Annotated in this window: 22 protein-coding genes; 8 read left to right on the forward strand and 14 right to left on the reverse strand. The window is 68.1% G+C overall.

All coding sequences use genetic code 11. The features are described from left to right. Positions 1-61: 61 nt before the first annotated feature. The 3 genes from B0W80_RS18490 to B0W80_RS18500 are packed head-to-tail and all read right to left on the reverse strand — an operon-like array spanning position 62 to position 2,294. Positions 62-865, reverse strand: a complete 804-nt coding sequence (locus B0W80_RS18490) for a BPSS1780 family membrane protein (RefSeq protein WP_077000621.1) — start codon at positions 863-865, stop codon at positions 62-64. Between the two features lie 18 nt (positions 866-883). Continuing rightward, complete coding sequence (locus B0W80_RS18495) at positions 884-1,933, reverse strand: homoserine kinase (RefSeq protein ID WP_077000622.1); 1,050 nt, start codon at positions 1,931-1,933, stop codon at positions 884-886. Positions 1,934-1,943: 10 nt separating this feature from the next. Beyond that, on the reverse strand, positions 1,944-2,294 hold the full coding sequence (locus tag B0W80_RS18500; RefSeq protein WP_077000623.1) for a hypothetical protein: 351 nt from the start codon (positions 2,292-2,294) through the stop codon (positions 1,944-1,946). Positions 2,295-2,395: 101 nt separating this feature from the next. On the opposite strand from B0W80_RS18500, the gene polA reads away from it, so the two are divergent. The 3 genes from polA to B0W80_RS18515 all read left to right on the forward strand — a co-directional run bounded on the left by polA (position 2,396) and on the right by B0W80_RS18515 (position 7,469). Beyond that, a complete protein-coding gene (polA, locus tag B0W80_RS18505) occupies positions 2,396-5,188 on the forward strand; it encodes a DNA polymerase I (protein WP_077000624.1) in 2,793 nt (930 codons plus the stop codon). Positions 5,189-5,251: 63 nt separating this feature from the next. Continuing rightward, positions 5,252-6,538, forward strand: coding sequence for a M20/M25/M40 family metallo-hydrolase (locus B0W80_RS18510; protein ID WP_077000625.1), 1,287 nt, complete (start codon positions 5,252-5,254; stop codon positions 6,536-6,538). 25 nt (positions 6,539-6,563) lie between these two features. After that, positions 6,564-7,469 carry a LysR family transcriptional regulator gene (locus B0W80_RS18515; RefSeq protein ID WP_077000626.1) on the forward strand — a complete coding sequence of 302 codons (906 nt, stop codon included), beginning with the start codon at positions 6,564-6,566 and terminating at the stop codon, positions 7,467-7,469. Here the strand turns inward: B0W80_RS18515 and B0W80_RS18520 are convergent. Together B0W80_RS18520 and B0W80_RS18525 are read right to left on the reverse strand one after the other, a co-directional pair. After that, positions 7,426-8,535 (reverse strand): aspartate/glutamate racemase family protein, encoded by a 1,110-nt coding sequence (locus tag B0W80_RS18520; RefSeq protein WP_077000627.1) that lies wholly within the window; start codon positions 8,533-8,535, stop codon positions 7,426-7,428. The genes B0W80_RS18515 and B0W80_RS18520 overlap by 44 nt on opposite strands. Continuing rightward, positions 8,532-9,752 carry a D-amino acid dehydrogenase gene (locus tag B0W80_RS18525; protein WP_077000628.1) on the reverse strand — a complete coding sequence of 407 codons (1,221 nt, stop codon included), beginning with the start codon at positions 9,750-9,752 and terminating at the stop codon, positions 8,532-8,534. The genes B0W80_RS18520 and B0W80_RS18525 overlap by 4 nt, the downstream gene beginning before the upstream one ends. 250 nt (positions 9,753-10,002) lie before the next feature. Here B0W80_RS18525 and B0W80_RS18530 point away from each other — a divergent pair, with 250 nt between their 5' ends. Beyond that, a complete protein-coding gene (locus tag B0W80_RS18530) occupies positions 10,003-10,887 on the forward strand; it encodes a transporter substrate-binding domain-containing protein (protein WP_077000629.1) in 885 nt (294 codons plus the stop codon). Positions 10,888-10,919: 32 nt separating this feature from the next. Here the strand turns inward: B0W80_RS18530 and B0W80_RS18535 are convergent, their stop codons facing one another. Continuing rightward, positions 10,920-11,210 (reverse strand): hypothetical protein, encoded by a 291-nt coding sequence (locus tag B0W80_RS18535; protein WP_077000630.1) that lies wholly within the window; start codon positions 11,208-11,210, stop codon positions 10,920-10,922. 198 nt (positions 11,211-11,408) lie between these two features. Here B0W80_RS18535 and B0W80_RS18540 point away from each other — a divergent pair, with 198 nt between their 5' ends. The 3 genes from B0W80_RS18540 (at position 11,409) to B0W80_RS18550 (ending at position 14,802) form a co-directional block, all read left to right on the forward strand. Next, positions 11,409-13,421: a PAS domain-containing protein gene (locus tag B0W80_RS18540; RefSeq protein ID WP_077000631.1), complete on the forward strand. Its 2,013-nt coding sequence runs from the start codon at positions 11,409-11,411 to the stop codon at positions 13,419-13,421. A 104-nt stretch (positions 13,422-13,525) separates the two neighbouring features. Next, the gene (locus tag B0W80_RS18545; RefSeq protein ID WP_077000632.1) at positions 13,526-14,443 is read left to right on the forward strand and encodes a ZIP family metal transporter; all 918 of its coding nucleotides are present in this window, start codon (positions 13,526-13,528) and stop codon (positions 14,441-14,443) included. A 128-nt stretch (positions 14,444-14,571) separates the two neighbouring features. Next, the gene (locus B0W80_RS18550; protein ID WP_077000633.1) at positions 14,572-14,802 is read left to right on the forward strand and encodes a hypothetical protein; all 231 of its coding nucleotides are present in this window, start codon (positions 14,572-14,574) and stop codon (positions 14,800-14,802) included. Positions 14,803-14,845: 43 nt separating this feature from the next. Here the strand turns inward: B0W80_RS18550 and B0W80_RS18555 are convergent, their stop codons facing one another. The 8 genes from B0W80_RS18555 to B0W80_RS18590 all read right to left on the reverse strand — a co-directional run bounded on the left by B0W80_RS18555 (position 14,846) and on the right by B0W80_RS18590 (position 21,291). Beyond that, positions 14,846-15,055, reverse strand: coding sequence for a dodecin (locus tag B0W80_RS18555; protein ID WP_077000634.1), 210 nt, complete (start codon positions 15,053-15,055; stop codon positions 14,846-14,848). A gap of 104 nt (positions 15,056-15,159) precedes the next feature. Beyond that, positions 15,160-15,750 carry a DUF3299 domain-containing protein gene (locus tag B0W80_RS18560; protein ID WP_077000647.1) on the reverse strand — a complete coding sequence of 197 codons (591 nt, stop codon included), beginning with the start codon at positions 15,748-15,750 and terminating at the stop codon, positions 15,160-15,162. An 11-nt stretch (positions 15,751-15,761) separates the two neighbouring features. Continuing rightward, the gene (locus B0W80_RS18565; protein WP_077000635.1) at positions 15,762-17,024 is read right to left on the reverse strand and encodes an FtsX-like permease family protein; all 1,263 of its coding nucleotides are present in this window, start codon (positions 17,022-17,024) and stop codon (positions 15,762-15,764) included. Then, positions 17,021-17,728: an ABC transporter ATP-binding protein gene (locus B0W80_RS18570; RefSeq protein ID WP_143684687.1), complete on the reverse strand. Its 708-nt coding sequence runs from the start codon at positions 17,726-17,728 to the stop codon at positions 17,021-17,023. Before B0W80_RS18570 ends, B0W80_RS18565 begins: the two co-directional genes overlap by 4 nt. A 10-nt stretch (positions 17,729-17,738) precedes the next feature. Further along, entirely contained in the window at positions 17,739-18,287 is a 549-nt protein-coding gene (locus tag B0W80_RS18575) for a DUF2796 domain-containing protein (protein WP_083745482.1), read from the reverse strand. Next, positions 18,284-19,195 (reverse strand): sulfurtransferase, encoded by a 912-nt coding sequence (locus B0W80_RS18580; protein WP_077000637.1) that lies wholly within the window; start codon positions 19,193-19,195, stop codon positions 18,284-18,286. The genes B0W80_RS18575 and B0W80_RS18580 overlap by 4 nt, the downstream gene beginning before the upstream one ends. Positions 19,196-19,209: 14 nt before the next feature. Then, entirely contained in the window at positions 19,210-20,142 is a 933-nt protein-coding gene (locus B0W80_RS18585; RefSeq protein WP_077000638.1) for a DMT family transporter, read from the reverse strand. A gap of 15 nt (positions 20,143-20,157) precedes the next feature. Further along, on the reverse strand, positions 20,158-21,291 hold the full coding sequence (locus B0W80_RS18590) for an aromatic ring-hydroxylating dioxygenase subunit alpha (RefSeq protein ID WP_077000639.1): 1,134 nt from the start codon (positions 21,289-21,291) through the stop codon (positions 20,158-20,160). A 257-nt stretch (positions 21,292-21,548) separates the two neighbouring features. Here B0W80_RS18590 and xseB point away from each other — a divergent pair, with 257 nt between their 5' ends. Further along, a complete protein-coding gene (gene xseB, locus B0W80_RS18595; protein WP_179106971.1) occupies positions 21,549-21,815 on the forward strand; it encodes an exodeoxyribonuclease VII small subunit in 267 nt (88 codons plus the stop codon). Positions 21,816-21,834 lie beyond the last annotated feature (19 nt).

Below are 21,834 nucleotides of genomic sequence, written 5' to 3' on the forward strand. Positions count from 1 at the left end.
AGGCCTGCTGCTCTCGGCGCGACAGCAAGCCACGCCTTGACGGCGCGCGGGCCTGACTCGGTCAGTCCGCCCGAAAGCTGTCCCTGAAGGTGAACCAGGTCGAGCTCAGCGACATCGCCGCCAGCACGAGCGCGGTGCCGAGCATGAGCGCGCCGCCGATGACCGAAGCGCCGCCGCCCATCCCCATGGCGCCGACCCCGACCAGCACGGTGGCCAGCAGGCCGATGGCGATGCCGGCCGCGAGGAACACGCCGAACCAGGACAGGCAGAACATGGCGTAAGCGCCGAAGTTGCGGAACAGCGCCACCAGGCTGAAGAACAGGGCCTTGACCGGATCGACCTGGTGCCAGTGCACCAGCGCCGGCGCGTGCCACATGGCCAGCGACAGCGGCAGGTTGAGCGTCATGACGAAGATGCGCGCCATTTGGAAGTCGCTGCTCTTCACCACGTCGTCCGACAGGGTCGCGTCGAGCAGGTACGCGCGGGCCAGGTAGCCGTCGTCCAGCAGCGCCGACAAGCCGACCGCGATCACGAAGTACGCGGCCGAGATCAGGCCAAGCACGATCATCGGCCGCCAGCGGGTCTTCACCGCCTCCGCGGCGGCGATGAACATCGCGGGCGCAGCCGGCTTCTGCTGGTCGTTGGCATAGGCGACCGAGGTCGCCACCATCAGCCCCAGCGTCATGAAGGGCAGCAGGATCGGCGCCAGCACGCTGCCGACCAGCGGAAGCTGCGAGGCGATCGAGATCGATGCCATGAACAGGAAGAACAGCGAGATGAAGGCCAGCGGCTGACGCCAGAAGGTCTTGAGCCCGGTGCGGACCCATTCGGCGCCGGTGCGTGCCGGCACGAGGTTGAGTTTCATGGATGAACAGGCCCCGGCTCAGGCGGCCTGCAATTGGCCGGAGGCGGCGGACGAAGAAAAGGGCTGGGCGGACGGGTGCGCGCGCTCACGGAGCACGCGCTCGAAATGGGTGGGGTCGTGCGCCTTGAGCATGCTGGCCTCGCGCGGCAGGTGGAAGTCCCAGAGCCGCGATATCCAGAAGCGCAGCGCGGCCGCACGCAGCATGGCGGGAAGCAGGGCACGTTCGGCAGCAGTCAGCGGCCGAACGGTGGCGTAGGCCGCCAGCAGCGCATCGGCGCGCGGCCCGTCGTGCCGACCGGTGGGCAGGTCGATCGCCCAGTCGTTGAGGCAGACGGCCAGGTCGAACAACCAGGTGTCCGTGCCGGCGAAATAGAAGTCGAACACGCCGGTCAGCCGGGGCACGTCGCCTTCCGTGGAGAACATCGCGTTGTCGCGAAACAGGTCGGCGTGCACCGGGCCGCGCGGCAGCGCCGCATAGGCCGACGAAGCGGCGACGTGGTTCTGGTAGGCCAGCTCGCTGCGCAGCAGTGCGGCCTGCGGCGCGTCGAGATGCGGAAGCACCACCGGCGCCGTGTCGTTCCACCACGCCAGCCCGCGCAGGTTGGGCTGCAGGCGGGGAAAGTCGCGTGCCTCTTGGTGCATGTGTGCGAGCAGGCGGCCGAGCTCGGCGCAATGGCTGTCGGTGGGCGCCAGGGCGCTCTTGCCCGACAGGCGCTGCACCACCGCGGCCGGCTTGCCCGCCACGCGGTGCAGAAGCTCGCACGGCGCATCGGCCGGAATCGACAGCGCGTGGCCGCTCGGTGGCTCGATGGCCGGGTCGGCGACCGGCTCTGGCACCGGCAGCCCGCGGGCCGCGAGGTGCTTCATCAGGCACAGGTAATAGGGCAGCTGTTCGGGCCCGAGCCGCTCGAACAGCGTCAGCACGAACTCGCCCGATTCCGTGCTGGCGAAGTAGTTGGTGTTTTCGATGCCGCCTTCGATGCCGCGAAGCGCACTCAGCGGGCCGAGGCCGAGGCGCTGCACCAGCGCATCGGCTTCGTCGAACCCGACTTCGGTAAAGACCGCCACGTCGCAGGAATCAGAACTTGAGCACGTTCCAGACGCGTGCGCCGTTGCCGTTGCCGCCGCCGTCGGTCTGGCCCTGACGGTCGCGTCCGGTGTTGTTGGGCAGCACTTCGTACGAAGGCACGCCGGCCTTGGGCTGCACCGTGATGCTCTGGGTCTGCCCGCCGTAGCGCAGTTCGTCGACGCGGGCGCCGGCATCTTCCACGCGGATGTGCTCGATCTTCTGGTTGCGTGTCGGCGACTCGGGCGCGGCCTGGGCCGCATCGGCCGGGGGCGGCGCGCTCTGCGCGTGGACGGCAGCCAGCGGTGCGACCAGCGCGGCGCAGAGGAGGCCGCGAACGAGCAAAGAGGTGGGGGTGGACATAGTGTCGGGATTGTAGGCGGCGGCCTCGCGCGCCGCTGTCAGCGGGCAGCGACGGGCGCCATCGTCCAGTCGCCCGAGCGCGGCACGGCAAAATGCGCCGGATGACCGACAAGAAAACGCTGCTGCTCGTCGACGGGTCGAGCTACCTGTACCGCGCCTTCCATGCCATGCCCGACCTGCGCGCGGTGCCGGGCGACCCGAGCAGCCCGCCCACCGGGGCCATCCGGGGCATGATCAACATGCTTCAGCTGCTGCGCCGCGAGGTCCGCGCCGACTACGCCGCCTGCATCTTCGACGCGCCCGGAAAGACCTTTCGCGACGACTGGTATCCCGAGTACAAGGCCAATCGCTCGCCCATGCCCGAAGACCTGCGCGCCCAGGTCGCGCCGATCCACGAAGTGGTGAAGCTGCTCGGCTGGCCCGTGCTGTGCGTGCCCGACATCGAAGCCGACGACGTCATCGGCACGCTGGCGCGCGCGGCGGGCAACCAGGGCGTCGAGGTGATCGTCTCCAGCGGCGACAAGGATCTGAGCCAGCTGGTCGACGAGCACATCACCATCATCGACACCATGAACGGCAAGAAGCGCGACGTCGCCGGCGTCGAGGCCGAATTCGGCGTGCCGCCGCGGCTCATGGTCGACTACCAGACCCTCGTTGGCGACAGCGTCGACAACGTGCCCGGCGTCGACAAGGTCGGCCCCAAGACGGCGGCCAAGTGGCTGCTGCAATACGGCTCGCTCGACGGCTTGATCGCGCACGCCGGCGAGGTCAAGGGCCAGGCCGGCGAGAACCTGCGCAAGGCGCTCGACTGGCTGCCGCAGGGCCGTCGCCTGGTCACCATCCGCACCGACTGCGACCTCGACGGTCACGTCACGGGCCTGCCCGCGCTGGACGGCATCGCCATCGGCGCGCAGCAGGTCGAGCCCTTGAAGGTCTTCTACGAGCGCTACGGCTTCAAATCGCTGGCGAAGGCACTGGAGGCGCACGAAGTGCAGCCGGAGCTGATCGAGGAAAACCTGAAGAAGCACGGCCCCGAGGGCGGCACCGGCCTGCTCGAAGAGCCCGCCGCCGGCGAGGCCGCCAAGGCCAGCAACCTGGTCTACGACACCATCCTGGGCTGGGAGATGTTCGACGCCTGGCTCGCCAAGGTCGAGGCCGCCGACCTGGTCGCCCTCGACACGGAAACCACCTCGCTCGACGAGATCCTGGCCGAGATCGTCGGCATCAGCTTCAGCGTGAAGCCGGGTGAAGCGGCCTACATCCCGCTGGCCCACAACTACCCCGATGCGCCTGCACAGCTGCCGCGCGACGAGGTGCTCGCGAAGCTCAAGCCCTGGCTGGAGAACGGTGCGAAGAAGAAGCTGGGCCAGCACGTCAAGTACGACCGCCATGTGTTCGCCAACCACGGCATCGAGGTGCAGGGCTATGCGCACGACACGATGCTCGAAAGCTACGTGCTGGAGGTCCACAAGCCGCATGGCCTGGCCAGCCTGGCCGAGCGCCACCTGGGCCGCACCGGCATCGACTACGAAGACCTGTGCGGCAAGGGCGCGCACCAGATCTCGTTCAGCCAGGTCGCGATCGACAAGGCGGCCGAATACAGCTGCGAAGACTCCGACCAGACCCTCGACGTGCACCTGGCGCTGTGGCCGCAGCTGCAGGCCGACGACAGGCTGCGCTTCGTCTACGAACTCGAGATGGCATCGAGCGAGACGCTCTACCGCATCGAGCGCAACGGCGTGCTGATCGACGCGCCCACGCTGGCTGCGCAGAGCAACGAGCTGGGGAAGCGCATCCTCGCGCTGGAGCAGGAAGCCTACGAACTCGCCGGCCAGCCCTTCAACCTGGGCTCGCCCAAGCAGATCGGCGAAGTCTTCTTCACCAAGCTGGGCCTGCCGGTGGTCAAGAAGACACCGAGCGGTGCACCCAGCACCGACGAAGAGGTGCTCGAAAAGCTGGCCGAAGACTTCCCGCTGCCGGCCAAGATCCTCGAGCACCGCAGCCTGTCCAAGCTCAAGGGCACCTACACCGACAAGCTGGGGCAGCAGGTCAACCCGCGCTCGGGCCGCGTGCACACGCATTACGCACAGGCGGTGGCCGTCACCGGGCGGCTGTCGAGCAACGACCCCAACCTGCAGAACATCCCGATCCGCACGCCTGAGGGCCGGCGCGTGCGCGAGGCCTTCGTGGCGCCGACGGGCAGCGTGATCGCCAGCTCCGACTACTCGCAGATCGAGCTGCGCATCATGGCCCACATCAGCGGCGACGCGTCGCTGCTGCATGCCTTCACCGAGAACATCGACGTGCACCGGGCGACCGCGGCCGAGGTCTTCGGCGTGGCGGTCGACCAGGTGTCGAGCGAGCAGCGCCGCTATGCCAAGGTCATCAACTTCGGGCTGATCTACGGCATGAGCAGCTTCGGCCTGGCGCGCAACCTCGGCATCGAGACCAAGGCCGCGGCTTCCTATATCGACCGCTACTTCGCCCGTTATCCGGGCGTGAAGCACTACATGGACGAGACCCGAGCCTCGGCCAAGGAAACGGGCTACGTCGAAACCGTGTTCGGCCGCCGCCTGTACCTGCCCGAAATCCGGTCGCCCAACGGACCGCGGCGCGGCGCGGCGGAGCGGGCGGCGATCAACGCGCCGATGCAGGGCACGGCCGCCGACCTGATCAAGCTCAGCATGGTGAAGGTGCAGGACGTGCTGGACGCCGAGAAGCGACGCACGAAGATGATCATGCAGGTGCACGACGAACTGGTGTTCGAAGTGCCCGAAGACGAGGTCGAGTGGGTGCGCGCCGAGATCCCGCGCCTGATGGCCGGCGTGGCGGACCTCAAGGTGCCGCTGCTGGCCGAGATCGGCATCGGGCCCAACTGGGACAAGGCGCATTGAGCCGAAGACAAGAGACAGAAGACAGAAGACAGAGACGACGTTGAACCCCAAGGAAACCCAGGAATGAATTTCTCCCGACCCCTCCGCTCCTTCGTACTCGGCGCCGTCTGCGCCGCATGGCTGGGCATGGCCGCCGCCGCGCCCGACGAGCGAATCGCCTCGCTCGCCGCCAAGGAAAAGCCCGCGCTGCTCGAAACGCTCAAGCAGCTCGTCTCCATCGAATCGGGCAGCCGCGACCTCGAAGGCCTGGACAAGATCGCCAACCTGATCGCCGACCGGCTCAAGGCCATGGGCGGGCAGGTCGAGCTGGTCGACACCAATGCTGACGCCTATCGGATGGAAGACACGCCCGAGAAGATCGGCAAGGCCGTGCGTGCCACCTTCAAGGGCACGGGCACCAAGAAGATCATGCTGATCGCGCACATGGACACGGTCTACCAGATCGGCATGCTCAACAAGCAGCAGTTCCGCATCGACGGCGACAAGGCCTACGGCCTGGGCATCGCCGACGACAAGCAGGGCGTGGCCGTGATCCTGCACGCCGTGGCCCTGCTCAAGGCGCTCGATTTCAAGGACTACGGCACGCTCACGGTGCTGATCAACGGCGACGAGGAAATCAGCTCGCCCGGCTCGCGCAACCTCATCACGCGCCTTGGCGGCGAGCACGATGCGGTGATGTCCTTCGAGGGCGCATCGGTCCGCGAAGACAAGCTCTCGCTGGCCACTGCCGGCATCGCCTCGGTGTCGCTCAACGTGACCGGCAAGGCCTCGCATGCCGGCTCGGCGCCCGAGCTGGGCGTCAATGCGCTCTACGAGCTGTCGCACCAGATCCTGCAGATGCGCGACCTGTCCGACCCGGCCACCGGGCTCAAGATGAACTGGACCGTGTCCAAGTCCGGCAGCAACCGCAACGTGATCCCGGCGCAGGCGAGCGCGCAGGCCGACGTGCGCGTGCTGAAGGTCGCCGACTACGACCGCATCGAGAAGCAGGTGCAGGAGCGCGTGAAGAAGCAGCTGATTCCCGAGGCCAAGGTCGAGATGACGTTCGAGCGCCGCCGTCCGCCGCTCGAAGCGAACGACGCGGCGAAGGCCATGGCCGCGCATGCGCAGGGCGTGTACAAGGAACTGGGGCGCGAGTTGGGCGCCGACGACAAGGTGGCCGGCGGCGGCACCGATGCGGCCTTCGCGGGGCTCAAGACCAAGGCGCCCGTGGTGGAGCGCTTCGGCTTGCAGGGCTTCGGCGCCCATTCGGCCGACGCCGAATACGTGCTGGTCGACTCGATCGAGCCCCGGCTCTACCTGGCCGCGCGCATGGTGATGGACATCTCGCGCGGCAAGGCCGGCTTCTAGTCCCGCACCGGCTCCGCGCTTCGCGATGCGGCTGCGGCACATCGAGGTCTTCAACGCCATCATGCTCACCGGCAGCGTGAGCGCGGCGGCGCGGCTCATCAACATCACCCAGCCGGCGGTCAGCCGCACGCTGCAGCATGCGGAAATCCAGCTGGGCTTTCCGCTGTTCCAGCGCGCCAAGGGCCGCCTCACGCCCACCACCGAGGCGCAGCAGCTCTATCCGCACATCGAGCGCCTGTTCGCCCAGCTCGACGAGGTGCAGCGGCTCGCGGCCAACCTGCGCACCGGCGCCGACGCGGGCGAGTTGCGCATCCTGACGGTGCTCGCGTTGAGCTACGAGGTGCTGCCGCGCGCGCTCAAGGCCTTTCGCCAGAAGCATCCGGGCACCGCGGTCACGGTCGAATCGCTGCACTCGCCGCAGATCATGTCGGCCCTGCTGCGGCAGGAGGCCGACGTCGGCTTCGCCTTCAGCCCGGCGGTGCATCCGTCGCTCACGCAAGAGACGCTGGCCGACAGCCGCATGGTCTGCATCGCTCCCAAGGGCATGCTGCCGCGCGCGCTGGTGCGCAACGGCTCGGCCGCGCTGCACGACCTGGTGAAGCTGCCGGTGGTGGGGCTGGACAGCCGCGACCCGGTGGGCACCAGCCTGAGCCAGGCTTGCCGGCAGGCTGGCGTTGGATTTCAGCAGGCGGTGGTCACGGTGCAGACCTACCACGCGGCCTTGGCCATGGCGCACCATGGACTGGGCATCGCGTTGGTCGACGCCTGCACGGCAGGTTCGGCCGATCGCGCCAAGGTCGACGTGCTGGCGCTGGAGCCGTGCATTCCCGTGCCGATACGCGCGCTTCGTTTTGCCGATCGGCCCGACTCGGTGGCGGTGCGCGCCATCACGCGCTGCATGCGTGAAGCGGTCGAAGAGATGGCGTTGTAGCGGTCTTGCTCGAAGGCTTCGCAGTGTCGACGGTGTCGGCAGCGTCGGCGCGCTTCACATGCTCGAAGGTGACCGATATCGGCTCGACGATGCGGGCATGGGCCAGCAGCAGCCGGACCTCGGGCGACCCCTGTGTCAGGAGCTTGTCGATGATGTCACGCACTTCGGTGCAAGCGGCCAGCACGACGAACGGAACGCCTGACTCGATCTGTCCAGCTTCCACCATCTTCCGGAAGACGGCTTCGCCATGGCGCACCGAGGCCTTGTCGTCGAAGGCCTTGACGCCGCGGTAGATCGCGTTCGTCAGCGCCTGCTGGGCGCTCGGCGCTTCGTCGCTGTCCTCGGATGACGGATGCGCGTGCGTTCCGGGGACGACGCATCCGACACCCGCTGCCTCCAGTGGCCCGAGGTACAAGCGCGTGCTCAGCGTACCGGTCGTTCCCAGCACGACCACCTGTGAAGCGCTTCGAAGCCGGCTCAGCGCCCTGGTGGTGCAATCGACCAACGAAGCGAGTTGCAGCAGCGCACCGTCGGCGCGCAGGTCGGCGTACCTTTGGAATGCGTCTGGCACGAAGTGGTGCGCCGTATTGCAAGCGACCACGAGATGCGCGAAGCGACCAGGTGGCGTGGTTTCGAGCAGACCTTCCGCTTCCACGAGCGCAGAGGCGATGTGCTGCACGATCCGTTCGTGCCGTTCGGACCTTGCCGCGTTCTTCCCGTCGGCCTCCAGCGCCTCGCTGCGATCCGGCGTCTTGCACAGCTGCAGGAGCACGATCTCCCGCGTGTCGTCGAATGTGCCGATGGCTTCGATCATGGCCCGTGCGCCGGCCAGGGGACCCATGCCGCCGATGATCAGCAAAGGCGGCCGGGTCGGGCGGGCCGGCCGCAGGCGGATCACTTCTTCTGGGAAGTCCTGGTCACGAGGCGCTTTGCCGTGCTTCGCGACGAACGCCGCCGCCTGCGCTTCGAGGCCGGGAATGTAGCCGTGCTCGAGAAACGCAATGGCGGTGGCGCCGTTGTCGAACGAAGCCCTGATCACGAACGCGCGGGATTCGGGCGCCTTCATTGGCCAGTCTCTGCCAGTGCCTGCGCCAGGCGCTCTGCCGACCCGAATGCCAGCGTGAATCCCAGCGCACCATGCCCTGTGTTGAAGAGCACGTTCGCCGGCGCCTGCTTCAGCCTGCCGACGATGGGCACGCCCGTCGGCGTGGCCGGGCGCATGCCGGTCCAGGCATGCAGGTCCGTGGCCGGCCCGGTCTGCGGAAAGACCGCGCGCGTCGCCGCGGCCAGTGTCTGGATGCGGGTCGCCGGGATGGACGCGTCGTGGCCCACGAGTTCGGCCATGCCGGCGACGCGAAGTCGCGAGCCGATGCGTGCGAACACCACCTTGCGCGCGCTGTCGGTCACGCTCACGCGCGGCGCCGCCGCCGGGTCCGGTTCCACGTCGACGGTGATGCTGTAGCCCTTGAGCGGATAGACCGGCAGATAGGCACCCAACTCGCGGCCCAGTCGATGCGAGGCCGTGCCCAGCGCCATGACGAAGGCGTGGGCCTCCAGGTCGCCGTCGGCTGTGCGCACCGCGGTGACCCGGTTGCCGGCCCGCTCGAAGCCGTGCACCTCGCAGTCCAGCACGAAGCGCACGCCGCGCGTGCGAAGCGCGGCTTCGAGCGCGACGCACAGCTTGAGGCAGTCCGCCGCGCATTCGCTCGGGGTGTAGATCGCGCCCGCCATCTGCGATCGGTAGCCGGCGAGTGCGGGCTCGATCGCGATGCACTCGTCGGGCGTGACCAGGCGCTGCACGCTGCCCATCTGCTGCTGCAGCTCGAGCTGGCGCCGGGCGCCGTCCAGCGACGTGGTGCTGGCGTGAAGCACCAGCTTGCCGGTCGCGCTGAAGTCGCAGTCGGGTTCGAGCTCGCCGCGCATCGTGTCGAACGCAGTGCGGCTCTCGGCCGCCAGCGCCAGCAGCCGGGCGGTGGTCTCGCGCGAGGTTCGAGCATTGCAGGCCGCGAGAAACGCGAGGCCCCATCGCCACTGCAGCGGATCGAGCTGCGGGCGCAGCTTCAAGGGAGAGGAGGGCGACAACAACAGCTTGGGCAACTGCTTCCAGATCGATGGATCGGCGAGCGGCTGGACGTACGAGTAGCTCAGCTGTGACCCGTTGCCGCCGCTGGCACCGGCACCGGGCGCGGCACGATCGATCACCGTGACGTCGAAGCCCCGGCGACGCAATTGCCAGGCCGTGGCCAGGCCCACGATGCCGGCACCCAGCACAGCCACATGCATGACGTTTCGCTTCCTTGCTTGTCCGATGGAAGCGTCGACTCTAGTCGGGGACGGCGTGCCCGTGTCATGCCGAAAGGAGGACGCGCCATAGCCAAAGCTCATGCGCCGCGAGGGGGCGCCCGGCGAGCGCCCAGGCGGTCGCCGGGCGTGCATAACTTTCCATCATGGCTGTGCGTGCAAACGGCATGGTGACTGCCAGCCTGTTCGTTCCTACACTGCACAACTTGTTTCATCCACCGAAAGAGCTCGCATGAAGACTGCTGCATTGATCGCCGCCATGGGCCTGTGTGCCGCCGTAACCGGTGCACAGGCTGCCGACACCCTCGCCAAGGTCGCCGACTCCGGAAAGATCACGTTCGCCTACCGCGAGTCCTCGGTGCCCTTCAGCTACCTCGAAGGCCCCGGCAAGCCGATCGGCTTCTCGGTCGAGCTGTCGAACGCGGTGGCCGAGGCGGTCAAGAAGAAGCTCAACAAGCCCAACCTGCAGGTCGCCTGGCTGCCCGTCACGTCGCAGAACCGCATCCCGCTGCTGCAGAACGGCACCATCGACCTGGAGTGCGGCTCCACGACCAACAACACGGCGCGCGGCAAGGACGTCAGCTTCGCGATCAACCACTTCTACACCGGCACCCGCCTGCTCGCGAAGAAGTCGTCGAACATCAAGAACTATTCCGACGTCGCCAAGAAGACCGTCGCCAGCACCACCGGCACCACCAATGCGCTGGTCATGCGCAAGTACAACGTCGACAAGAACCTCGACATGGACATCGTGCTCGCCAAGGACCATGCGGATGCCTTCCTGCTGGTCGACAGCGGCCGCGCCGTGGCCTTCGCGATGGACGACATCCTGCTGTTCGGCCTGATGGCGAACGCCAAGAATCCGGCCGAGTTCGAGGTGGTGGGCGATGCGCTGCAGGTCGAGCCCTACGCCTGCATGCTGCCCAAGGACGACGCGAACTTCAAGAAGCTGGTCGACGACACCTTCATCGGGCTGATGAAGAGCGGCGAGTTCGAGAAGCTCTACACCAAGTGGTTCATGCAGCCGATTCCGCCGAAGAACGCGCCGCTGAACCTGCCGATGAGCGAGCAGCTGCGCGACAACATCAAGTCGCCCAGCGACAAGCCGGCGACCTGATCTTTTCGAGAAGCTGCCGCGTCGGCTGCCGCTCAGCGCCGGTAGGGGTTGTTGGGGCGGCGGTCGTAGCGATCGGGCACGCCGTCGCGGTCGCTGTCGCGGCGTGCGCTGCGATGCGGCGGGTGATAACCGTGACGGGGGTGATACCCATGGCGGGGGTGATAGCCGGGTCGTACCGCATGGCGCGGCGGAGGCGGCGGAACGACGACCACATGCGGCCGGTAGCCGGGGTGACCGTGGTGCGGTTGCGCCTGCGCCGGTGCGCTCAAGACCGCCAGACAAACGGCGGCAGCGGCGCCGAACCCGACAAACATCTTCTTCATGGGACCCTTTCGAGGCGTTGTGTTCAGAATCTCCATCGTGCCTGCCCGATGTGAAGATGGCGTAATGCTGTGACGAATTTGCATGAAATCCTCGACCGTCGCTTCGGGTCGGGCATCGGGGGTCGCGTCAGGCCGGTGCGGGCCGTGCGCTGCTAGAGTCGCGCGGGGGCGCAGTCGCCCGAAGGCAACACCTGTCGCATGACCACCGTGATCGCTGAAGAGGCACCCGATCCGTCCCCAGGCGGGCAGGGCACCGACGCATGGACGCTCGCGGCGGCGATCCAGGCGCTGCGGGAGAGCGACGCACGCTTTCACTCCGCCCTCCGTGCGGGCCGCATGGGATCGTGGGAGACCGACTACCAGGCGATGACACGTCAGTGGAGCGTCGAGGGCATGGCGTTGTTCGGGATCGAGCTGCCACAAGGGCGAGGCCAGGTGGGCGGCCCGGACGACGAGTACGCGAACGCACTGCATCCGGACGATCGGCACCTGGCGCGGCACTTCCATGCGCTGGCCGATGCCCAGGACTCGTTTCCGGCCGACTACCGCATCGTGCGGCCGGACGGCACGCTGCTCTGGCTGTCGGGCCGCGGCCTCGTCGTGAAGCGGGCTGCCGACGGGCGTGCGCTGCGACTGGTCAGCATCATGGCCGACGCGACCGAGCGCAAGGTGGCCGAGGAGCGCCTGCGGCTCGAGCACGAGCGGCTCGAGGCTGCGCTCAGCGCGGGCCGCATGGGCGCCTACGACATGGACCTCGTGACGGGCCGGCTGTGGTGGTCCGCGCAGACCTACGAACTCTTCGGCGTGCAGCAGGACAGCTTCGTGCCGACGCCCGACAACGTCCTGGCGTTGTTCCATCCGGACGACCGCGAGGCCTTCGCGCGCCTGCGGGCCGAGTCCATCGCGCTGCGCCAGCCCTTTCGCCACGAGTTCCGCATCGTGCGCCCGGATGGAGAGCAAGCGTGGTTGGCCCATCGCGGCCAGGCCGAACACGACATGCAGGGCAAGGCCGTGCGCAGCTTCGGCATCACCATGGACATCACCGACCGCAAGCGCGCCGACGAGCTGCTCTGGGACGCCGATCGCAAGAAAGACCGCTTCATCGCGACGCTCGCGCACGAACTGCGCAATCCGCTGGCGCCGATCCGCAATGCCGTCGCGCTGCTGCGCCATCCGCGCTCCACCCCGGAGAAGGCCGCCTGGTGCCACGACGTCATCGACCGGCAGGTGTCGCAGATGGGCCGGTTGCTGGACGACCTGCTCGATGCATCGCGCCTCAGCCGCGGACAGCTGCGGCTGCGACTGCAGCGCCTGGACCTGCGCGCGGCCATCGAGCAGGCACTCGAAATCGCGCACCCGTTCATCGAGACCGGAGGGCATCGACTCGATGTCGTGTCGACGGAGCATGCGCTGCCGCTGTCCGGCGACCTGATGCGGCTGGCCCAGGTGTTTTCGAACCTGCTCATCAACGCCGCGAAATACACGCCCGCGAACGGATCGATCACGCTCGCCACTGTCCGCGACGGCCATCACGCGCTCGTGAGCGTGACGGACACCGGGATCGGCATCGAAGCCCGGCACGTCGAAGAGATCTTCGAGATGTTCGGCCAGGTCGAGACATCCGCCGGCCACGCGCAAGGTGGCCAGGGCATCGGCCTCGCGCTCGCCAAGGGCCTGGTCGAACTGCACGGCGGCACGATCGACGCCGCCAGCGAGGGGCTGGGCAAGGGAAGCCGGTTCACGGTGCGCCTGCCGCTTGCACTGGCCGAGGAGGACGGCGTGGCGGTCGATCCGCCGCCCGCGCGGGCACTCGCTGCACGCAGCTATCGCGTCCTCGTCGCCGACGATCGCAGGGATTCCGCCGACACGCTGGCGCAGGCGCTGGAGGCGCGCGGCCACACCGTTCACGTCGCCTACGACGGGGCCGAGGCCGTGGCCATGGCGATCGCCATGCGGCCCGAGGTCGCGGTGCTGGACCTTGGCATGCCGAAGCTCAGCGGCATCGAGGTATGCCGGCAGATTCGACAGACCGACTGGGGCGCCGGCGTGCGCATCATTGCGCAGACGGGCTGGGGCCAGGCGCAGGACCGTGCGCGCACCAGCGAAGCCGGCTTCGATCACCACCTCGTCAAGCCGGTCGACCTGGACGCGCTCATCGCGTTGTTTCCCGTGCGGCCCGATGCGAGGCCGGAGGCCGGCGGCATCCGATAAGATCGCAGGCCGCTTTTGCACAGGTCGAGCGAACCTGCACAGAGCCTGCTTTCCAGCGAAAGCCGTCCGTTGGGCGGCTTTTGTTTTTTCGTCATGAAGCTGCCATGAACCTGTTCGTCATCGTCGCCGCGACCCTGGTCGCCGGCATCGGAAGTGTGTGGATCGCCGCCTTGTTGCTGAAGGTGGGCGTGCGCAACGGCGGCGGCATCAACCCGCAGCATCTGCTGAGCCTCGCGGCCGGTGCGCTGCTCGCCACGGCCTTCATGCACCTGCTGCCAGAGGCCTTCGAAAGCCGCATCGAACCGGCGCTCCTGTTCGGCGTGCTGCTGTTCGGGCTGGTGGTCTTCTTCCTGCTCGACAAGGCGGAGCTGTGGCACCACGGGCACGAGCATCATCACGGGGTCAAGACCGAGGCGGGCGCCGACCACGAGCACGAGCACGGGCATGGACATGCGCACGACCACGCCCACGACCATGGCCATTCGCATGCGCATGCGCATGCACACACGCGCAAGGGCGGTGGCTGGGCTGTGCTCACCGGCGACAGCGTGCATTGCTTCGGCGACGGCATCCTGATCGCCTCCGCCTTCATCGCCGACCTTCACCTGGGCCTGGTGGCCGCGCTCGCCGTGCTGGCCCATGAAGTGCCGCACCATATCGGCGACCTGGTGGTGCTGCGGCAGAGCTCACCCGATGCGCGCGCGGCGCTGGTCAAGGTCTCGCTGGCCGGCACCATGACTGCACTCGGCGGCGTGGCAGGCTGGTGGCTGGTCGACCAGTTGCACGGCTGGCTGCCTTACTTCCTGGTGCTTGCGTCCAGCAGCTTCGTCTACGTCGCGCTGGCCGACCTGATTCCACAGTTGCAGAAGCGCCTGAGCGCGCGCCAGACGGCCTGGCAGGTCGGTTGGCTGGCACTGGGCATCCTGCTGGTCATGGGCATGAGCCGTCTCGCGCATGGCGACCACGGCCATGACCACGAGCACGGCGGGGCGGCGCACGAAGAACACGGCCACAGGCACTGAAGCGGCAGGACGGGGCGCTCTCCGACAAGCGGCCCCTGCGGACAGTTGCAAACTTTGGCTACCCAAGTCGGGCGCGCGGGCTCACACTTGGGGTCGCGCAACGCGAGCCAACAGTCTAGGAGCCGATCATGACCCGCCCCGATCCACAGCTGCGTTCCGTCGACCTGGTCAAAGGCCCGTCGGACGAGGAACTCGACAACGAGCTCACGGAAGATGAAGCCGTGGACGAGGAAGAGTCCGCCATGGCCGACGACGAACTGTCCGACATCGGCGTCGACTTGACGGATGCCAGCGAACTCGATGCCGACAACGTGCCGGCCGACGAGGAGTTCGACCGCGTGATGCAGGCGCCGGATTGAATCGCCATGCCGCGCGACGAGGCGCGGCGCTGCTCACACGCGCTCAGCCTTCGAGCGTGAAGCCTACCTTCAAGGTCACCTGCCAGTGCGCGATCTTGCCGTCCTTCACATGGCCGCGGGTTTCGGTGACCTCGAACCACTGGATGTTGCGCACCGACTCGCTGGCCTTGGCGATCGCGCGCTGCACGGCGTCGTCGCTGCTCGTGGGCGACGAGCCGGTGAGTTCGATGTGCTTGTAGACGTGGTTGGACATGAGGCGCTCCTTGCGATGGAAACAGGATCGTTGCCGCGGCGAAAGCCGGGGCGGCCATCATAGGCCTGGATGCGCCGCGCGCGGCGCGCGCTGCGGCGAGTACGCTACTTCGCGCCGCCGCTGTACTTGGTGACGCTGTCGGCCGTGATGTGGTAGCCGCTCACGCCCATCATCGAATCGTTGCGCAGCGTCTGCAGCTTGCCGGTGATCCACACCGTGTCCATGGCGCGGAACTTCGCGCCCTGGCGGGGGCGCACATGCACGATCTGGTTGGCCGGCGGCGGCGGCGTGTGGATGCAGGCGCCGAAGTAGGGCACCAGCAGGAATTCGGTGACCTCGCCCTTGTTCTCTTCGAGCGGCACGATGAAGCCGGGCAGCTTGACGTCGACGCCGTTCATGGCCGTGTTGGTGGGCGCGTTGTTCGCGACCTCCTGCATCTTCAGCAGCAGGTCGTTGGCGCGCGGGTCGCCGTCTTCGAGCTTGCTCAGGTCCATGCCCTTGAATTCCTTCATCGGGTCCCAGTCCTTGGGCACCAGTTCTTCCCACGAGATCAGGCGGGGCTGGCCGGGCGCAGGCTTGGCTGCCGGGGCCTTGCCGCCCAGCGGGTTGGTGGCCGTGGTGTCCTGCGGTGCGGGATCGGCGGCATGGGCCGTCAACGCCGCGGCGCACAACGCGAGGACCAGGGGGCGCAACATGTTCTTCATCTTCAGATCCTTGGTGAGAGGCCGTCCGCGAGCGAGAGCCTGTAGGCCCGCACGCCCGGCAGCAGGCTCGCGAGCCAGCCGGCCACCAGCAGGCCGGCCAGCAGAGTCCATTCGGCGAGTGTAGGTTCGGTCAACGCCAGGGCGAGCCCGAACTGGGCCTGCAGCCATGGCGAGAGCAGGGCGATGCCGAGCGCCGCGGCCACCAGGCCCAGCGCGACGCCCAGCAGCGTGACCATGGCGCCTTCGAGCGCCAGCAGGGCGAGCACGTGGCGCAGGCTCGCGCCCACCGCGCGCAGCACGGCGAGTTCGCGGCGGCGTTCGTTGAGGCCGGCCATCACCACCGACACCAGGCCGGCCAGGCTGACCAGTGCGACCAGCGCCGACATCAGCAGCAGCGCGCTTTCGCCGACGCCGATGACGCTCCACAGTTCGTCCAGCGCCACGCCGGGCAGGATGGCCACCAGCGCCTCGGGCTGGTAGGTCGACACCCAGCGCTGCACGGCGAACACCGCGGCCCGGTTCTTCAGGCCCACCAGCGTCGCGGTCACGGTCTTGGGCGTCAGGTCGAACTTGCGCACCTGCTCGGCCGGAATCTTCACGCCCGGCAGCGGCGCACCGCCGCGCCATTCGAGGTGAATGGCCTCCATGGCCTGCAGGCCGATGTGCACCGTGCGATCGACCGGCGTGCCGGTGCGTGCGAGGACGCCCACTACGGTGAAGGGCTTGTCGGCATGCTCGGCCACGTTGAGTTCGCCGCTGCCGTGGGCCAGCGTGATCTTCTGGCCGACGCGGTAGCCGAGGCGGTCCGCGACCTCGGCACCTACCACTGCGTCGAAGAGTTCTGCGAAGGGCTTGCCTTCTCGCAGTTGAAGAAGCTGCTTGTTGCCGTAGCGGAAGCGCTGAAAGTACTCCGGCGTGGTCGCGAGCACCGAGAAGCCGCGGTGCGAATCGCCCAGCGACAACGGCACCACCCAGTCCACGCCGGGATGCTGCGACAGCGCCTGCACGCTTTGCCACTGCATGTTGTTGGTGGCGGCGCCGATGCGGAACACCGAGTACAGCAGCAGCTGCGACGAGCCGGTGCGCGCACCGACGATCAGGTCGGTGCCCGAGACCGAAGACGAGAAGTTGTCGCGCAGCTCGGTGCGGATGCGCTCCACGCCGAGCAGCAGAAAGGTCGACAGCGCGATCGACAGCACCGTGAGCGCGAGCGTGAAGCGCCGGTTCCAAGCGCTCTTCCAGGCGATGGCGAACAGCGCCTTCATGCGGGCTCCGACGCCGCGGCGCGGTTGATCTCGGGCAGCAGCACGTGGCGCCCGAAGCGCGCGGCGATGCGCTGGTCGTGGCTCACGAACACCAGGGCGCTGCGATTCGTGTCGCAGGCCTCGACCAGCACGTCGAGGAAGGCCTCGCGCCGGTCTTCGTCGAGCGCCGAGGTCGGCTCGTCGGCGATCACCACCTCGGGATGCCTGATCAGCGCGCGTGCCGCTGCCACGCGCTGCTGCTGGCCCACCGACAGCTGCAGGGCCTGCCGCTTCCACAGCGAAGCAGGCAGGCCCATGCGATCGAGCAGCGCCTGGGCTTGGTCGCGCGCGCTCGTGCCGTCGCGTTGCGCCTGTGCGAGCCGCCGTGCGGAAAAGCGGCAGGGCAGCAGCACGTTGTCGATGACGCTCAGGTACGGCAGCAGGTTGAACTGCTGGAAGATGTAGCCGACGTGCGCCACGCGCCGCCGGTCGCGCGCCGCGCCCGAGAGCGTGGACCAGTCCTCGCCCAGCAGCGTGACGCGGCCCGCATCGGCCACCAGCACGCCGGCCAGCAAGGACAGCAGCGTGCTCTTGCCGCAGCCGCTCGGTCCGTGCAGGAACACGGCTTCGCCGGCCTCGACCTCGAGCGATTCGATGTCGATGCAGGGCGCCGTGGCGCCGGGCCAGGCGAAGCGCAGGCCTTCGGCGCGCAGGACGGCTGTCACGTCGATGTCGTCACTTGCCGCCGCCCCAGCTCAGCCGCGCGTTCGGCCGCTTGAGGCTGCGCTTGGACTGGCCGTCGGGCGTGACGATCTGCGCATCGACCTGCCGCAGCCCCTTGAAGGCGTTGAACAGGCCCAGCTCGATGAACTTGGCGTCGGTCGCCTTGGTGCAGTTGAAGGCGAAGCTGCCGTCCAGGTCGGCATGACCTTCCGCCCCCGCTTCGGCCTTGCCCAGGCCCAGCGCCGCGGAGCGCAGGGTGACCGGGCCCAGCTTGCAGTTGGCGGCCGGGTCGATCTTGAAGAGCTGGTCGGCCGCGCGCAGTTGCGCGACGGCATCGGCCGCGGCCTTCTTCTCGGCATCGGTCTTCGGCGCGTGCTCGAAGCCGACGAAGTTGTCGAGCGGCGATTCCATCTCGATCACGACCGTCGGTCCTTCGATCGCGATGTCCAGTTTGATCTGTCCGTGCACGTGCGCACGCGCCTGTGCCGAGGCGGCGAGCGGCATCGTCGCCGCCAGCCCCGTGAATGCGAGCGCGCCCAGGGCGTGCGAAAGAAATGTCATGCGTCAGCACCTTGCCGGGTCGGCAGTCCCGGCGTGTTGCTCCATTCGCTCCAGCTGCCGGCATAGAGCGCGGTCGGCCCGAGCCCGGCGATCTGCATCGCGAGCACGTTCGGCACGGCACTGACGCCGCTGCCGCAGTGGTGCACGACCGTGGCGGGGTCTCGGCCGCCCAGCAGCGATTCGAATTCGGCGCGCAACTGCGCGGCCGGCTTGAACTTTCCGTCGGGGCCGAGGTTCTCGGTGAAGGGCCGGTTCAGGGCCCCGGGGATGTGACCGGCGATCGGGTCCAGAGGTTCCACCTCGCCGCGATATCGGGCCGCGGCGCGCGCATCGATCAGCGTCTGGTCAGCTTGCTCCAGATGCGCGGCGACGGTCTGCGTGTCGGCCAGCTTCGCGAGCGGCCGGCCGGCGACGAAGTTCGACTGAAAATGCGCGGGTTCCTCGCGGTCGGTCACGGCACCGCCCGCCGCTTGCCAGGCCTGCAGGCCGCCGTCGAGCACGGCCACGGCGTCATGGCCCATCCACTTGAGCATCCACCACAGGCGACCGCAGTAATTGGCGCCGTTGCGGTCGTAGACCACGGCCTGCATCTCGTTCGAGAAGCCCACGCTCGACAGCCAGGCGGCGAAGCGCTCGCGGCTCGGCAGGGGATGCCGGCCACCCGAGGCCGGCGGGCCCTCGTCCGCTTCCGTCACCACCACCTCGCCCCGCGCGTTGGGCACGCCGTGCTTGGCGCTCAGGTCGGTGTCGAGGTTGACGTAGAGCGCGCCCGGGATGTGGGCCGTGCGGTAGTGTTGCACGCCCGCCTCGGGCTTCATCAACTCGAAGCTGCAGTCGAAGACCATGTGCGGCGTACCGCCCGCCTGCAAGGCGGTCAGTTCTTCGACGGTGATCAGGGTCGTGTACATGGCGAGGCTCTCCTTCAATGCTCTTCCGCGGGTGCCTTGGGCAGCGAACGCTGGCGCAGCACCGTGGCGGCGATGCCGCTGCCGACGATCAGCACCATGCCGCCCCAGCCGGCGGCGTCGATGCGGTCACCGAACAGCACCACACTGTAGACCGCCGCGAAGACGATGCCCGAGTACTGCAGGTTGGCCACCACCAGCGTGCCGGCCTGCGACTTGGCGGTGGCGTAGGCGCGTGTCATGCAAAGCTGTCCGAGCGCGGCCAGCACGCCCACCGGCAGCAGCCACATGGCATGTTGCCAGGTCCATTCGGCCCAGGGCGTGGCCTGGCCGAAGAGCATGACCGCGCCGCCCGCCACGGCCGAGCCCACCGCGAAATAGAACACCGTGCGCGCCTCGGGCTCGCCCACGCGCGAGAGCGCGACCACCTGCATGTAGGCGAAGGCGGCCGTCAGGCCCGAGAGCAGCCCGACCAGGCCGGCGAAGGCCTGGCTGCCGTCGACCGAGGGCCTGAGCATCAGCACCACGCCGCCGAAACCGGCCAGTACGGTGAGCACCAGCGGGCCCTGCAGCGGCGGCCGGTCCACGCGGCCGTCGCGGCCCGGCACCGGCACCCAGGCGAGCAACGCGCCGCCGACCAGGAAGGCGGCGATCCACACGCTGCTCATGTAGTTGAGCGTCATCGCGGTCGCGAGTGGCAGGTGGGCGATGGCATAGAACCAGGCGCCCATCGAGAACACGCCGATCAGGCTGCGCCACGCGTGCATGCCGGGGTAAGCAGTGGCGAGCGACACGCCGCGCTGGCGCGCGAACGCCCACATGAAGAGCATGCCGATCACGCCGCGGTAGAAGACCAGCTCGGCGCTCGTGAACCAGTCCGACGCGATCTTCACGCACACACCCATGGTGGCGAAGATCAGCGCCGCCAGGACCATCCAAAGAGCTTGCATCCTCCGGGGTCGATCCTAGAAGCTCATCTCGCGGCGGTACCACTCGTGGAACTGCTGCATGCCGTCTTCCATCGGGCTCTGGTAGGGGCCGCTCTCGTCGTCGCCGCGCAGCATCAGCGCGCGGCGGCCGGCGTCCATGCGCTCGGCGATCTCGTCGTCTTCGACGCAGGTTTCCATGTAGGCAGCCTGCTGTGCTTCGATGAACTCGCGCTCGAAGGCGACGATCTCTTCGGGGTAGAAGAACTCCACCATGTTGAGCGTCTTCTGCGGGCCCATCGGATGCAGTGTCGACACGGTAAGCACGTGCGGATACCACTCGATCATCACGTGCGGGTAGTAGGTGAGCCAGATCGCGCCGTACTTCGGCGGCTTGCCCTCGCGGTACTTCAGCAACGCTTCCTGCCATTTCTGGTAGACCGGGCTGCCGGCACGGCCCAGCCGGTTGGCCACGCCGACCGTCTGCACCGAATGATGGTGGCCGAACTCCCAGCGCAGGTCGTCGCAGGTGACGAAGCTGCCCAGGCCGGGGTGGAAGGGGCCGACGTGGTAGTCCTCGAGGTAGACCTCGATGAAGGTCTTCCAGTTGTAGTTGCACTCGTGCAGCTCGACGCGGTCGAGCGCGTAGCCTTCGAAGTCGAGGTCGGCGCGCGGGCCGAGCCGGCCCAGGTCTGCCGCGACGTTGCGGCGGCTGTCCGGGTTCTGCTCGAACAGCAGGCCGTTCCACTCGGTCAGCGGGTAGTTCTGAAGGTCGAGGCAGGGATCCTGCTCGAAATGCGGCGCGCCGATCAGCTTGCCGGTGGTGCGCGCGTCGGCGGCCGCGTAGGTCCAGCGGTGCAGCGGGCAGACGATGTTGCCGCCGGTGCGCGCGTCGAGCTCGCCGCGGCCTTGCAGGATCAAGGCCTGCCGGTGGCGGCACACGTTGGAGATCAGCTCCACGCCCTTGGGCGTGTGGACCAGCGCGCGGCCCTGCTGCTCCTGCGGCAAGGTGTGGAAGTTGCCGGGTTCCGGCACCGCCAGGCGATGGCCCACGTAGCGCGGGCCACCGGCGAAAAGCGTTTGCAGCTCGCGGGCGTAGAGCGCCTCGTCGAAGTACGCGGAAACCGGAAGTTGGCTCGAAGCCTGCTGCAGTTGAAGACTTAAATCAGACATGGGTGACCTGACCAAGCTCCCCACAGGGAGAAAGAACGGAAAGAGGTGCCGTCGCAGAAAGGTGGACGGCCCGAAGAAGGGATCGTCGGCGGGCGCCGGCGCGAGAGCGGGCGATTGTACCCCGGCAAAAATACCGCTGCCCACGGGATGACCGGCGGTCGGGCAGGGCTTCCGCCTCGCCCCTTCCGCGCGCCGGCCGGCCCTGTCCTGGTGCGCAGTCCTAGAATGGCCGGTTTGCATCTCTGCCCCGCCTGCCCATGCCTTCCCCCAAAACCACGGCTTCGCCCGGCATCACCGATGCCCCGGCGACGGGCCCGCTGCCCGCGAACTACGAAGCCGGGCTCCAGGAACTCGAACGGCTGGTGGCCGAACTCGAATCGGGCCAGCTGCCCCTCGACCAGCTGCTCGGCAGCTACCAGCGGGGCGCGGCACTGCTGTCCTTCTGCCGCGACAAGCTGCAGGCGGTCGAAGACCAGATCAAGGTGCTCGACGCGAACGGCCTGAAGGCCTGGACCGCCGAATGAGCCGCCGGGCCGCACCCGA

The sequence above is a fragment of the Variovorax sp. KK3 genome, from assembly GCF_001984055.1.
In the GTDB taxonomy this organism is placed as follows: Bacteria; Pseudomonadota; Gammaproteobacteria; order Burkholderiales; family Burkholderiaceae_C; genus Variovorax.

What these genes read in the sequence shown, in the direction of transcription:
- B0W80_RS18490 (WP_077000621.1), bottom strand. Translation starts at nt 865, where the DNA reads ATGAAACTCAACCTCGTGCCGGCACGCACCGGCGCCGAATGGGTCCGC.
- B0W80_RS18500 (WP_077000623.1), bottom strand. Translation starts at nt 2,294, where the DNA reads ATGTCCACCCCCACCTCTTTGCTCGTTCGCGGCCTCCTCTGCGCCGCG.
- polA (WP_077000624.1), top strand. Translation starts at nt 2,396, where the DNA reads ATGACCGACAAGAAAACGCTGCTGCTCGTCGACGGGTCGAGCTACCTG.
- B0W80_RS18510 (WP_077000625.1), top strand. Translation starts at nt 5,252, where the DNA reads ATGAATTTCTCCCGACCCCTCCGCTCCTTCGTACTCGGCGCCGTCTGC.
- B0W80_RS18515 (WP_077000626.1), top strand. Translation starts at nt 6,564, where the DNA reads ATGCGGCTGCGGCACATCGAGGTCTTCAACGCCATCATGCTCACCGGC.
- B0W80_RS18520 (WP_077000627.1), bottom strand. Translation starts at nt 8,535, where the DNA reads ATGAAGGCGCCCGAATCCCGCGCGTTCGTGATCAGGGCTTCGTTCGAC.
- B0W80_RS18525 (WP_077000628.1), bottom strand. Translation starts at nt 9,752, where the DNA reads ATGCATGTGGCTGTGCTGGGTGCCGGCATCGTGGGCCTGGCCACGGCC.
- B0W80_RS18530 (WP_077000629.1), top strand. Translation starts at nt 10,003, where the DNA reads ATGAAGACTGCTGCATTGATCGCCGCCATGGGCCTGTGTGCCGCCGTA.
- B0W80_RS18535 (WP_077000630.1), bottom strand. Translation starts at nt 11,210, where the DNA reads ATGAAGAAGATGTTTGTCGGGTTCGGCGCCGCTGCCGCCGTTTGTCTG.
- B0W80_RS18540 (WP_077000631.1), top strand. Translation starts at nt 11,409, where the DNA reads ATGACCACCGTGATCGCTGAAGAGGCACCCGATCCGTCCCCAGGCGGG.
- B0W80_RS18545 (WP_077000632.1), top strand. Translation starts at nt 13,526, where the DNA reads ATGAACCTGTTCGTCATCGTCGCCGCGACCCTGGTCGCCGGCATCGGA.
- B0W80_RS18550 (WP_077000633.1), top strand. Translation starts at nt 14,572, where the DNA reads ATGACCCGCCCCGATCCACAGCTGCGTTCCGTCGACCTGGTCAAAGGC.
- B0W80_RS18555 (WP_077000634.1), bottom strand. Translation starts at nt 15,055, where the DNA reads ATGTCCAACCACGTCTACAAGCACATCGAACTCACCGGCTCGTCGCCC.
- B0W80_RS18560 (WP_077000647.1), bottom strand. Translation starts at nt 15,750, where the DNA reads ATGTTGCGCCCCCTGGTCCTCGCGTTGTGCGCCGCGGCGTTGACGGCC.
- B0W80_RS18565 (WP_077000635.1), bottom strand. Translation starts at nt 17,024, where the DNA reads ATGAAGGCGCTGTTCGCCATCGCCTGGAAGAGCGCTTGGAACCGGCGC.
- B0W80_RS18575 (WP_083745482.1), bottom strand. Translation starts at nt 18,287, where the DNA reads ATGACATTTCTTTCGCACGCCCTGGGCGCGCTCGCATTCACGGGGCTG.
- B0W80_RS18580 (WP_077000637.1), bottom strand. Translation starts at nt 19,195, where the DNA reads ATGTACACGACCCTGATCACCGTCGAAGAACTGACCGCCTTGCAGGCG.
- B0W80_RS18585 (WP_077000638.1), bottom strand. Translation starts at nt 20,142, where the DNA reads ATGCAAGCTCTTTGGATGGTCCTGGCGGCGCTGATCTTCGCCACCATG.
- B0W80_RS18590 (WP_077000639.1), bottom strand. Translation starts at nt 21,291, where the DNA reads ATGTCTGATTTAAGTCTTCAACTGCAGCAGGCTTCGAGCCAACTTCCG.
- xseB (WP_179106971.1), top strand. Translation starts at nt 21,549, where the DNA reads ATGCCTTCCCCCAAAACCACGGCTTCGCCCGGCATCACCGATGCCCCG.